At 67.5% G+C, this 11,429-nt stretch carries 11 protein-coding genes; 3 read left to right on the top strand and 8 right to left on the bottom strand.

Annotation, left to right across the window (positions count from 1 at the left end; all coding sequences use genetic code 11):
* The first annotated feature begins 386 nt into the window (after positions 1–386).
* Positions 387–1,865 carry a hypothetical protein gene (locus tag AC1D2K_RS19045; protein ID WP_478090394.1) on the top strand — a complete coding sequence of 493 codons (1,479 nt, stop codon included), beginning with the start codon at positions 387–389 and terminating at the stop codon, positions 1,863–1,865.
* Between the two features lie 104 nt (positions 1,866–1,969).
* On the opposite strand, the gene AC1D2K_RS19040 is transcribed toward AC1D2K_RS19045, so the two are convergent.
* From AC1D2K_RS19040 to AC1D2K_RS19005, 8 genes are all read right to left on the bottom strand, one after another.
* On the bottom strand, positions 1,970–2,641 hold the full coding sequence (locus tag AC1D2K_RS19040) for a GntR family transcriptional regulator (RefSeq protein WP_478090393.1): 672 nt from the start codon (positions 2,639–2,641) through the stop codon (positions 1,970–1,972).
* A gap of 82 nt (positions 2,642–2,723) precedes the next feature.
* Positions 2,724–4,004, bottom strand: coding sequence for an FAD-dependent oxidoreductase (locus AC1D2K_RS19035; protein WP_478090392.1), 1,281 nt, complete (start codon positions 4,002–4,004; stop codon positions 2,724–2,726).
* Between the two features lie 154 nt (positions 4,005–4,158).
* Positions 4,159–4,425 (bottom strand): (2Fe-2S)-binding protein, encoded by a 267-nt coding sequence (locus tag AC1D2K_RS19030; protein ID WP_478090391.1) that lies wholly within the window; start codon positions 4,423–4,425, stop codon positions 4,159–4,161.
* Positions 4,422–5,525 (bottom strand): NAD(P)/FAD-dependent oxidoreductase, encoded by a 1,104-nt coding sequence (locus tag AC1D2K_RS19025; protein ID WP_478090390.1) that lies wholly within the window; start codon positions 5,523–5,525, stop codon positions 4,422–4,424. Before AC1D2K_RS19025 ends, AC1D2K_RS19030 begins: the two co-directional genes overlap by 4 nt.
* Before the next feature lie 10 nt (positions 5,526–5,535).
* Positions 5,536–6,471, bottom strand: coding sequence for a 4-hydroxyproline epimerase (locus tag AC1D2K_RS19020; RefSeq protein WP_478090389.1), 936 nt, complete (start codon positions 6,469–6,471; stop codon positions 5,536–5,538).
* An 11-nt stretch (positions 6,472–6,482) separates the two neighbouring features.
* The gene (locus AC1D2K_RS19015; protein ID WP_478090388.1) at positions 6,483–7,616 is read right to left on the bottom strand and encodes a branched-chain amino acid ABC transporter substrate-binding protein; all 1,134 of its coding nucleotides are present in this window, start codon (positions 7,614–7,616) and stop codon (positions 6,483–6,485) included.
* Positions 7,617–7,663: 47 nt separating this feature from the next.
* Positions 7,664–8,578 (bottom strand): dihydrodipicolinate synthase family protein, encoded by a 915-nt coding sequence (locus AC1D2K_RS19010; protein WP_478090387.1) that lies wholly within the window; start codon positions 8,576–8,578, stop codon positions 7,664–7,666.
* 239 nt (positions 8,579–8,817) lie between these two features.
* Complete coding sequence (locus AC1D2K_RS19005) at positions 8,818–10,338, bottom strand: cryptochrome/photolyase family protein (RefSeq protein ID WP_478090386.1); 1,521 nt, start codon at positions 10,336–10,338, stop codon at positions 8,818–8,820.
* Here AC1D2K_RS19005 and AC1D2K_RS19000 point away from each other — a divergent pair.
* On the top strand, positions 10,337–10,936 hold the full coding sequence (locus tag AC1D2K_RS19000) for a YqgE/AlgH family protein (protein WP_478090385.1): 600 nt from the start codon (positions 10,337–10,339) through the stop codon (positions 10,934–10,936). The genes AC1D2K_RS19005 and AC1D2K_RS19000 overlap by 2 nt on opposite strands.
* A gap of 11 nt (positions 10,937–10,947) precedes the next feature.
* Positions 10,948–11,370: a Holliday junction resolvase RuvX gene (gene ruvX / locus AC1D2K_RS18995; RefSeq protein WP_478090384.1), complete on the top strand. Its 423-nt coding sequence runs from the start codon at positions 10,948–10,950 to the stop codon at positions 11,368–11,370.
* The last annotated feature ends 59 nt before the right edge of the window (positions 11,371–11,429 follow it).

Below are 11,429 nucleotides of genomic sequence, written 5' to 3'. Positions count from 1 at the left end.
TGGTTGAACTGGGCACTAGACATGCTGGAGGGTCGGCGCACGGAATTCCTCGGCGTGCCGGTTCCGCCACTGCCGCATCTGGTTCCGAACCCTCCCGGGCACGTGGCTGCGCGCTTGCACGGGGAGCATCCCGATGCTCCGCTGAAACGGGAAACGACTACGACCTGATGAGCCCAAAAAAGCGCAGAGGGGCGCCGAGTCTTCACCAAGCTGGAGCGCCACCCTTTCCGCCTTCGGGAGCGCCGCACAAGCCCCGAGATGGCTGGGGTTGCGGGGCTCGCCTATTTGAGGGGCACCCCCGCCCCGGGGGGGGGGACGCGCCGCAGGCTCTTAGCCGCGACACAGCCGTTCATTACACACAAACAACCACAAAAAAAGAGGCGCGCATGGTCAGTACTTCGCTGTTTTCGCCCGTGTTCGGGCTGAACGATCTATCCAATGAATCCCGCATTATTACCACCCCGTGGAGCCGCATCGTGCGCGGCATCGGCCTGGGGCAGTATCCGGTCGAGTACGATGCGGCCGTTGCGGGGCACATTCGCCATGCCTTCGGGCTGCTGACAGAAAAGGTCCCGGCCTCCAACGCTTATACGCTGTTCGCGCGCTTGCTGACCGAGCAGATCCTGATCGTGGTCGATCCAGCCAGCGATGTCGCCAGCGTGGCAGTCGAGTCCAGCCTCACCCCCTTGCTGCAAGCCGTGCGGGCGGAGGCGAATCCCTACTGGCGCCTCATGGCCGGTTGCATTCTTATCGACGCCTTTGCCAAGCTCGGTCTCAATCCGGCGCTGCTGAACAATGACAAGCTGGACTTTCCGGGCGAGCTGCTCGCCATGCTGGACGAGATCCAGCCGAACCAGATCAAGGATGAGAATGCCGGTCGCCACGGCGAATACGAGAAGCTTTCTGCCTTTGCCGCCGTGTTCATCGCCTTTGGCCAAGCCGGCGAGCAGGAGCGGCTGGTCGCGGGCAAGCGCAATTACATTTGCGAAGCGCTGAACGTGCTGGAGCGGATCCCGGCGCCGTTCTTCCGCGGGCGCGGTGGATCGATACTGTTTTCGGCGATTTCATTGCTTGGGTATGACGCATTGATGTTCGATGGTGACCGGGACTACATGCGCGAGGTGCTGGACTGTCTGGACCGGGCCGACGAGTTGAACAACCCGCCCGCGTTTCCCCAGGCAATGTCACCGGCGTTTCCGAAAATCTACCCGCTCCTCACGATGCTGAACGCCATCGCCATATCCGGGCGGCGAGAGTACCTCGCATACCGCAAAGACTGGCTCGCGGAAGCAAGGCAACTCCTGGCTGTCATAGGCCAAGTTGAACGCACCCACATGGGGCTGTACTACATCGTGGCACTACACAACCTGGGTCAACTGCACGACGAACTGCCGGACTTTAACGACTTTGTGACAAATTTCGTGGGGCAGTGGCGGCAAATCGATCCGAGCAAGAACTTCTTCCTGCATGGAATCGCGTACTCGTATCTGATCGAGACCGCCGTCGTCACTGGACGGACGGACCTGATMCCCGACGAGATGCTGGAGCGGCATGTCGATGCCTTTGCCGATATGACCCGCAATGACATGGAATGCGCCAGTCGCCCCTATCCGTTCGCCTATGCATTGAACATGCACGGCGAAATCGGCAGTGCAGATCGTCTCTTCGCGCCGCGAGCCCGCTACGACGGCCAATCAGCCATGGAGTGGATCGTGGGCAACCTTTCCCCAAACGGCGTAGCGGAGGGTAGCCGGCTCTATATGCTCAATCACGCACTGATCAGCTATGCCCTCCGGCTACGCGGCTGCCGGTCTGGAGAGACGGAGTTGTTCAGGCGTTTTCGCTTTCGGCTGACGGGTCAGTGAGTGTGATTGGTCAATTGATGATCGAATTCGGCGGCGGTCGACCAACAGGGCATCGATGGGCTTGCTCTGAACTGGAGCATCGTCAAGCCAAGGAAATCGGCGCGCTACTTGTCGATCACCCGGCGCGCGAATCGCTCCAGGTAGTCCATCAGCCGATTGGCGCCGGCGACCGCCGCCGCTTCGTCGCAGGTCGCGATCCCCTGCGCAAGCTCCATGTGCGCGTTCGCGCCTTCGGTGATGTCGCCTTCATGCTGGTAGGCATACCAGAAGCGCCGGCACTGGACGATCAACGGCACGACGGCCTTGACCGCGGAGTCGTTGTGGCTCGCCCGATGATTGGCTTGGTCGAGTTCCTGGTCGGCCAGCATGTAGTCGTCGAGGTTGCCGCGCGCGGCCGCTTTCACCATTCGCTCGGCGCAGCGCACGATTTCCTTGCGCTGGACGACGGTGGCGCGGCGCGCCGAGCAGGCGGCGATCAGGTTTTCGAGCACCCTGCGTGTCTGGACCACGTCGAGATGGTCCGCCAGAACGATCTGGGAGACCAGCAGTCCGCGTCGGGGCTGCTGCACGATGAGGCCGATCGAGATCATGCGCAGCAGCGCTTCGCGCACCGGGGTGCGGCCGAGACCCGTGGAGTCGGCGATGTCGGCTTCGACCACTGGGCTGCCGGGCTCGAGTTGCAGTGTCGAGATCAGCGTCTCGATGGCGTCATAGGCCAAATCCGCCGCGCGCCGCTTGGGTGCGGTCGCTTGGGACGATTTCAAGGCGAGGGGCATGGTCGGAGGCGGCGTGCTGTGGAAGTTTGCGGGGAATTGTCCGCCCAACCCGGGTGAGGCCTGCAGGCTGGGCATGGCGTGTTCAGTCGGAATGGGAATTCGAAATGCCCGCCAGCGTCGCAATGCGGGCCGGCGAGAACGGGGGGCGCGGTTCGGGCGCTGTCCAGCCGAAGAGAATCTGCGCCGCCGCACCACAGACACGGCCCTGGCATGCGCCCATGCCGCAGCGACTGTGCAGCTTGGCCTCGGTCCAGCCGGCGCAGGGCGCCAGTGCCGCATACGGCACGTCTTCACAGCGGCACACGAGGGTGTCGGGCGCGGGTAGCCGCCTGAGTGCGGGGGACAGCGCAAAGCTGCGCTGCAACTGCGCGGCGAAGGCGTTCCAGCGCGCGCGTTCGGGCCCGCAGGCTTGCGCCGCGGCGGCATGGCCGACGGCCGCGTGACCGGCGATCGCGCCCTGCACCAGCGCGCGCTCGCTGCCGCCGATGCCGGTGCACTCGCCCGCCGCGTAGATGTCGGCCACCGAGCACTGCTGCATGCCATCGACGGCCAGCGCCTGCATGCCGCCTGCGACCGGCGCCATGGCGCAGCCCAGCGCCCGGCCGAGCTCCGTGTTCGGCACCAGACCGAAGCCGCAGGCGATGCGTTCGCAGGCCATGTCCGTCTGGCGGCCGCCGCGCTGGATGCGCGCTGCGCTGACMCGGCCGCTGCCCAGGGCCGCGACGACCTGCGCGCCGGTTCGGTACTGCGGGTCGACCAGGGGCAAGGCCTGCGCGAACTTGCCCGGCCAGYCGGCCAGCCGCAGCGCGAACCCGGCGACCGCTGCGAAGCCGGCTTGTTCGGCAATGCGCACGACCTGCGCGCCGGCCTGGCGTGCGGCGGCTGCGGCGGCCAGCAGCAGCGGACCGCTGCCGGCCACCACGATGCGCTCGCCCGCCACGGGCAAGCCGGACTTGATGAGGGCCTGCAGCGCGCCCGCACCGGTGACGCCGGGAAGCGTCCAGCCCGGAAACGGCAGCAGCAATTCGCGGGCGCCGGTGCACAGGATGAGCTTCTTCCATCGCAGCCGCCAGCCGCGTTGCGCATCCTCCAGCAACAGTTCGTTCGGACCGGTCGCGGCGACGATGCGCGTCCCGCTGCAGATCCGCACGTGGGCGCAACGGGAGACCGCATCGCGCCATTTCACGGCGGCCGCAGGCAGGTGCGCGCCGGGTCCGTCGCGCCAGATCTGGCCGCCCGGCGCCGGGTTGTCGTCGACCACCACGATGCGGGCGCCGCTGGGCGCAGCGGCCACGGCCGCGGCCATGCCGGCCGGCCCTGCGCCGATGATCAGAACGTCGCAGTGCTCGGTCAGCGCGCTCATCAATTTTCCACCATGCGATCGCGTGACCCGCGACGCATGAAACCGGCGCAGCCAGAGGCCAGGAACACCGCGGAACCGGCTCCGCCGGGCCGCTGGTGTTGCCCCCTTGAGGGGGAGGCGGCTACACGAAGTGAGCCGGCAACGGGGGTGGGTTTCATCGCAGCGTCTCCACCCGCATGCCCTCGGCACAAGCGGTCTGGCAGGCCAGGCGTCGCCGGCCATCGATGTCGACCCGGCATTCCTGGCAGATGCCCATGCCGCAGAAAGGCGCACGGGCCTCGCCCCGCACCGAATGGCGCGCGGTTCCCAGGCCGCAGGCGTCGGCGATGCGCAGTGCCGAGGCGACCGAACTGCCCGCGGGAACGGACACCGGCCAGCCATCGATGTGCAGGGCCAGCATGGCCGGCGCGGTTGTCCTCATGCGGCCTCCAGGAAGCGCGTCGGGGCGTAGGGCGCGGGGTCGAAAGCCGGCGTGCCTCCGGTCATGAGGGCGGCCAGCAGATCGGCGCTGCCGGTGGCCGTGGTGACGCCCAGGCCTTCATGGCCGACGGCCAGCCAGAGCCTGTCATGCCGGGGATGCCGGCCCAGCAGCGGCAGTCCGTCGGGCGTGGCGGCGCGCAGCCCGGTCCAGGCGCGAATCGCGTTGAGTTCCGCCAGGCCCGGCATGTAGCCCAGTGCGCGCTGCAGCATCTGCGCCAGCATGGCCGCTTCCACGGCAGGGTCTGTGGTGTCGAACTGGCGCGAGGAGCCCAACAGCAACTGGCCGGTTGGTCGGGGTTGCAGGTTGAACGCGACCGAGGGTCCGTCGCTGTGGTGCGCGCTCGTCACATAGCCCAGTTCGACCAGTTGGTGGTGCACGGTGCCGGGGTAGCGGTCGGTGATCAGCAGGTGGCCCTTCTTGGGCCTGATCGGCAGTTCCGGACACAGCGTGGTGGCCTGGATGCCGTTGGCCAGCAGGATGTGGGGCGCATGGCGGCGGCTGCCGTCGGCGAGCCGGACGCCGTCCTCTTCGATCGCCACCACCTCGGCGCGTTCGACCTCGACGCGGCCGTCGGTGTGCGCGAGCAGCCAGCGCGCTGCGTTGGGCGCATAGACGATGCTGTCGCCGGGCACCTCGAGTGCGCCCGTCAGACCGGAGCGCAGCGCGGGCTCGGCCGCGGCCAGCGCGTCGGCCCCCAGCAGGCGGCAGCCGATGCCGTGATCGGCAAGGCGCGCGCGCTTGTCCTCGGCGGCCGCCATCTCGTCGTCGTTGGCGGCCAGCCAGAGCGTGCCGCAGCGCGTGAACGCGCAGTCGCTGCCCATCCGCGGCGCCAGCGCATGCCACAGCGCGAGCGAGTGCCGGCAGAGCGCGAGTTCGGCCGGGTTGTCGTCCATCAGCACCAGGTGCCCCATGCCGGCGCCCGTCGCTCCGCCCAGGCCGRCATCGACCACTCTCACCTGAAGGCCGGCCTGAGCCAGCGCATGGGCACAGGCCGCGCCCACGATGCCGGCGCCAATCACGAGAACGTCGTCGGCTTTCATCTGCGATGCTTCAGGGGCGGATGCCCCAGCCGAAGGGGTCGTCGTCCTCGATCAGGAGCGTGGCTTCGGCGCTGATGTGGGCGCGGCCGCGAAGGGTCGGAACGACCCGCCCATCGGCCAGTTCGTAGCTGGCCTCGAAGCGACTGCCGATCACGCTGGCCTGGCGCCAGACTTCGCCTGGTGCCAGCTTTCCGACGGCTGCGAGGCAGGCGATCTTGGCGCTCGTGCCCGTGCCGCACGGCGAGCGGTCATAGGCCAGGCCGGGGCAGAGCACGAAGTTGCGGCTGTCTGCGCCCTGGTCGTCGTCGGCGAACAGCTCGATGTGGTCGATCTCCGCCCCATCGGCACCCTGGATGCCCAGCGCCGCCAGTGCATGACGCAGGGCCGACGCATAGCTGGTGAGCGCGGCCAGGTTGTCGCTCGCCACGCGCTGCCCATGATCGCTCGCCAGGAAGAACCAGTTGCCGCCCCAGGCCACGTCGCCATGCACCATGCCATGGCCCGGCACGGCCACCGCGACCTGATGCAGGTGCCGGTAGGCGGCGACGTTGCGCACGCTGACCTGGCCGTCCTCGTGCAGCGTTGCCGTCACCGTGCCCACCGGGGTCTCGATGCGGTGGCTGCCGGCGCCGATGCGGCCCATGTGGGCCAGGCTCGCGACCAGGCCGATGAGGCCGTGCCCGCACATGCCGAGATAGCCTGCGTTGTTGAAGAAGATCACGCCCGCCGCGGCATCGGATGCCACGGGTTCGCACAGCAGCGCGCCGACCACGACGTCGCTGCCGCGCGGTTCCAGCACCGTGGCGCAGCGCCACGCGTCGTGCGCGCCGGCCAGCAGCGCGCGGCGTTCGGCCATGCTGCCGCCGCCGAGATCGGGAAACCCGCCGATGACCAGCCGGGTGGGCTCGCCGCCCGTGTGTGAGTCGATGACCTGGATGCGTTGCATGGCCGTGCTCCTCAGTAGCTGTCGAGCGGCACCGGCGCGGCGTTCCTGAAGGTGAACACCGTGATGGGCGCCTGCTTCAGGTTGCCCTTGTCGTCGTAGCTGTAGCTGGCAGCCACGCCTTTGTAGGTCGCCTTGTAAAGTTCCGCGCCTACCTTGTCGGGGTCGACCGAGTTGGCCTTCTGCATGGATTCGCCGATGAACATGAGCTGGTCGTAGTACGAGGCCGCATAGGCGTCGGCATCGACATTGAAGCGCTTCTTGAACTTCGCCTTGAAGGCCGGGCCGCTCACTGCCTTCTCGAGGATCGAGCCGCCCTGGGCGCAGAAGACGGCGTCGTTGACCGCATCGCCGCCCAGCTTGCCCATCTCCGGACTGCACAGCGTGTCGCCGCCGAGCAGCTTCGCGGCGATCCCGAGCTGCTTCATCTGGCGCGCCATGGGTGCGCCCTGCGGTGCGTAGCCGCCGAAGAAGATCGCTTCGGGCTGCCTGGCCTTCAGGTTGGTCAGGATGGCGGTGAAGTCGACCGCCTTGTCGGTGGTGAACTCCTGCCGCACCATGGTGAGGCCCTGCGCCTTCGCCTCCTTGGTGAACTCCTCCGCCAGGCCCTGGCCGAACGCGGTGCGGTCGTCGATCACGCCCACCGTCTTCACCTTGAGCACCTTGGCCGCATAGACCGCCATGGCGGAGCCGATCTGGTTGTCGCTCGCGATGATGCGGTAGAGGTTCTTGTAGCCGCCCTGCGTCACCTTGGGGTTGGTGCCCACGGTGGACAGCAGCACCCCCCCGTCGCTGTAGACCCGCGAAGCAGGAATGGCCACGCCTGAACAGTAGGGCCCCATGACGAACTTGATGCCCTCGTCCGCGAACTTCTGCGCGACGCTGACGCCGGTCTTGGCGTCGCACTGGTCGTCCTCGGAATGCAGCTCGAACTTCAGCGTCTTGCCGCCGACCACGATCTTCTTCGCGTTGAGCTCCTCGATGGCGAGACGCGCGCCGTTTTCGTTGTCCTTGCCCGCATAGGCGTTGGGGCCCGACAGCGGACCGCTGTGGCCGATCTTGACCACCTGCTCCTGGGCCTGCGCGGGACCCGCGAGGGCGAGTAAGGCGAGGCCGAGAAGCGGAATCGTGTGTGCGACGGTCTTCATGCTTTTTCCTTGGTTGGGAGGCGGTGAATGGGCGGCTTGGAACGGATTCAGCTGACCGATCGGTATTCGGGCGGCCGGGTCGCGAGCGCTTGCCTCACGACCTTTTCGATGAATGCCCGCTCTTCGCCGACCAGCGGYAGGCGCGGGCGGCGCATGTGCTCGGTGCCGACACCGGCCAGCAGGTCGATCAGCTTGAGGTTTTGCACCAGCTTGGTCGAGACGTCCAGGTGCAGCATCGGCGTCATCCACTGGTACAGCTTGAGCGCTTCGGCAAACCGGCCCGCCTTCATCAAATCGTAGAGCGCCACGGTTTCGCGCGGGAAGGTGCAACCGACGCCCGCCAGCAGGCCATCGCAGCCCAGCGCCAGGCCTTCGAAGGCCAGGTCGTCGACGCCGAGGAACAACTGGTAGCGGTCGCCCAGCAGATTGCGCAGGTCGGTGATGCGGCGGGTGTCGCCACAGCTTTCCTTGATGGCGACGATCCATTCGCAGTCGGCCAGTTCGGCCATGTGCGCGGGCAACAGGTCGACCCGGTAGGCGATCGGGTTGTTGTAGACCATCACCGGTTTTTGCGCTGCGTTGGCCATGGTGCGCACGTTCAGCATGGCTTCGCGCGCGTCGGCCACGTAGATGACCGAGGGCATCACCATGAAGCCGGCCACGCCGAGCTTGTTGGCGCCGTCGATGTAGCGCAGCGCTTCGCGCGTGCTGGTCTCGGAGACGTTGGCCAGCACCGGCACGCGGCCATCGCTCGCGTCCAGCGCGATCCTCGCGACGTCCAGCTTTTCCTCGAGCGTCAGGGTGCTGGCTTCGCCCAGGGAGCCGCAGGTGACGATGCCGTGGACGCCGTTGCGGATCTGGAAGTCGATGTGCTTCGCGGTGCCTTCGGCATCGATGCGCTCGTCGGCGTGGAACTTGGTGGTGACGGCAGGGAAGATGCCTTGCCAGCGGGGATGGTTCATTGCGGTGCTCCTGCAAATGGTGAGAGGGCGAAGTGAGTTGTTAATATATTAGAAAGATATTTGAAATATCTTCTCAGGGTTTCCATCAGCTTGATGGATGGGGGCTTGCGTGAATGGCAAGGCGTGGGGCCGCACAGCCCGGGCGCTCCAAAAGCACAAAGCCCGCAGCAAGCGGGCTCTGGACAATCACTCGAGGGATGGAAGTCGGCGAGCAGCTGCGGGCTCGCCGGGCGCCTGCCCTATGACCGGAGCCGACCGTTTCCCGCCGCGCGCTCCGCCTGCCGCACCACTCCATAGCGCTGCAGCGTGCGCTCGCGCGCCTCGGCGTGGTCGACCACCGGCTTCGGGTAGTTCACGCCGAGTTCGACGCCCGCCGCCAGCAGTTCGACCGGTTTGGCGGTCCAGGGTGCATGGAGCGCGCCGTCCGACAGCTTCGCGAGCTGCGGCACGTAGCGGCGGATGAACTTACCCTCGGGGTCGAAGCGTTCGCTCTGCGTGACCGGGTTGAAGATCCGGAAATAGGGCTGGGCGTCGCAGCCGCTCGAGCTTGCCCATTGCCAGCCGCCGTTGTTCGAGGCCAGCTCGAAGTCGTTCAGGTGCAGGGCGAAATAGCGCTCGCCGCGCCGCCAATCCAGCCCCAGGTCCTTGCAGAGAAAGCTCGCGACCACCATGCGCAGCCGGTTGTGCATGTAGCCGGTCTGGTTGATCTGCGCCATCGCGGCATCGACCAGCGGATAGCCGGTGCGGCCCTGGCACCAGGCGTCGAACAGCTGGTCGGCGTGCTTGCCATGGTGCCATTGGATCTTGTCGTACTCGGGCCGGAAGCTGTGCGATTCGCCGCCTTCGGCCACGCGCGGGTGGTGGGCCAGGATCTGGAAATAGAAGTCGCGCCAGATCAACTCGCCGAGCCAGGTCGCCGCGCCGCCATTGCCCTGCTGCGACAGCGGGTATGCCAGGCCTGCGAGCTGGCGGATCGAGACGGTGCCGAAGCGCAGATGGACGCCGAGGTAGCTCGGGCCGCGCACCGAGGGGAAGTCRCGCGCCGTGTCGTAGCGGTCGATGCGCTGCAGGAAGTCGCCCAGCAGCGCGGCGCCGCCCTGGCTGCCGGTCGGGATCTCGAGTCCGGACAGGTTGGTCTTCTCGAAGCCCAGCGCGGCCAGCGTCGGCACCGGCGCGCGCAGCGCGTGGGGCGGCGGCGCCAGCGCCTCGGCGTGGCTGCGAACCGGATACGGCTTGAGATAGAAGGCGTCGACCTTGGCCAGCCAGGCGCGCTTGTAGGGCGTGAAGACGGTGTAGGGCTGCCCGGCCTGCGCCAGCAGCTCGTCGCGCTCGAAGATGGCCTGGTCCTTGTAGGTGTGGAAAGCCACGCCGGCGTTGGCCAGCGCGCCCAGCACCCTGGCGTCGCGGTCGAGTGCGCCGGGTTCGTCGTCGCGGTTTGCGAACACCGCCTGCGCTTCCAGGCTGCGCGCCAGTTGCGCGATCTCGTCCTCGGCCGCCGCGTGGCGCACGATCAGCCCGCCGCCCAGCGCCTCGAGCTCCGCCTGCAGCTCCACCAGGGACTCGCGGATGAATTCCACGCGCCGGTCGGCGCGGGGCAGGGGGTCGAGGATCGCGCGGTCGAAAACGAACACGCAGACCACCTGCCGGCAGGCCCGCAGGGCCTGGTAGAGCGCCGCGTTGTCGTCCACGCGCAGATCGCGCCTAAACCACATGAGGCCCCTGGGATAGATTTTGTCGACGGCCAGTAAAATCGGCGGCATGGCCTTCGATTCTGCCCCCATGAACCTCACGCATCATTTCCTGATTGCGATGCCGGGTCTGGAAGACAAGGCATTCAGCCGCAGCGTGGTCTACCTGTGCGAGCACAGCGAGCGCGGCGCCCTGGGCCTGGTGATCAACAAGCCCAGCGACATCAACCTCAAGGTGCTGTTCGAGAAGATCGAGCTGCACCTGTCGCGCCCCGAGCTCGGCAACGCGCCCGTGTTCCAGGGCGGCCCGGTGCAGACCGAGCGCGGCTTCGTGCTGCACGAGCCGGTGTTCGCGGACGCCGACAAGCCCAACGAGTCGGTCTACGCCTCGACCATGACGATCCCGGGCGGCCTCGAGATGACCACCTCCAAGGACGTGCTGGAAGCGATGGCCACCGGCGCCGGCCCGCGCAAGGTGCTGGTCTCGCTCGGCTACGCGGCCTGGGGCGAGGGCCAGCTCGAATCCGAGCTGGCCGAGAACAGCTGGCTCACGGTGGGCGCCGACCCGGCCGTGATCTTCGACACGCCGGTCGAGCAGCGCTACGACAAGGCCTTGTCGCTGCTGGGCCTGGAGGCCTGGACGCTGTCGCCCGATGCGGGGCACGCATGAGCGTTCCGGCGATGCCTGACCGCGCTGTTCCTGCTCTGTCCGTCCCCTCCCATTTCCAAAGCTTCCTGGCCTTCGACTACGGCCAGAAGCGCACCGGCGTCGCGAGCGGCAACCGGCTGCTGCGCACGGCCACGCCGCAGGCCACCATCAAGGCCGAGGGCGATGCCCGCTTCGCGCAGGTCGAAGCCCGGATCCGCGAATGGCAGCCCGACGCGCTGGTGGTCGGCGTGCCCTTCCACCCCGACGGCGCACCGCACGACAACACCCGCGCCGCCCAGCGTTTCGCCCGGCAGCTCCATGGCCGCTTCCATCTGCCGGTGTACGAGGTCGATGAGCGCTACAGCACCACCGAGGCGCTGGCCGGCGGCGCGCGCGACGCCGATGCCGCGTCGGCCTGCATCATCCTTGAACAGTTCCTGAGGAGTCTCCCGTGAACGCAATCCCCGACGCCGAAGCGCTCTATGTCGAGCTGCTGCGCGGCGTCCAACCCCTC

This window comes from Variovorax sp. P1_H12_2 (assembly GCF_056405335.1).
This window is presented reverse-complemented; position numbering and strand designations above follow the sequence as displayed.

Bases quoted from the DNA above. Each gene is read 5' to 3' on its own strand.
- AC1D2K_RS19030 (WP_478090391.1), bottom strand. From the start codon at position 4,425: ATGAGGACAACCGCGCCGGCCATGCTGGCCCTGCACATCGATGGCTGG.
- AC1D2K_RS19040 (WP_478090393.1), bottom strand. From the start codon at position 2,641: ATGCCCCTCGCCTTGAAATCGTCCCAAGCGACCGCACCCAAGCGGCGC.
- AC1D2K_RS19000 (WP_478090385.1), top strand. From the start codon at position 10,337: ATGGCCTTCGATTCTGCCCCCATGAACCTCACGCATCATTTCCTGATT.
- ruvX (WP_478090384.1), top strand. From the start codon at position 10,948: ATGCCTGACCGCGCTGTTCCTGCTCTGTCCGTCCCCTCCCATTTCCAA.
- AC1D2K_RS19015 (WP_478090388.1), bottom strand. From the start codon at position 7,616: ATGAAGACCGTCGCACACACGATTCCGCTTCTCGGCCTCGCCTTACTC.
- AC1D2K_RS19020 (WP_478090389.1), bottom strand. From the start codon at position 6,471: ATGCAACGCATCCAGGTCATCGACTCACACACGGGCGGCGAGCCCACC.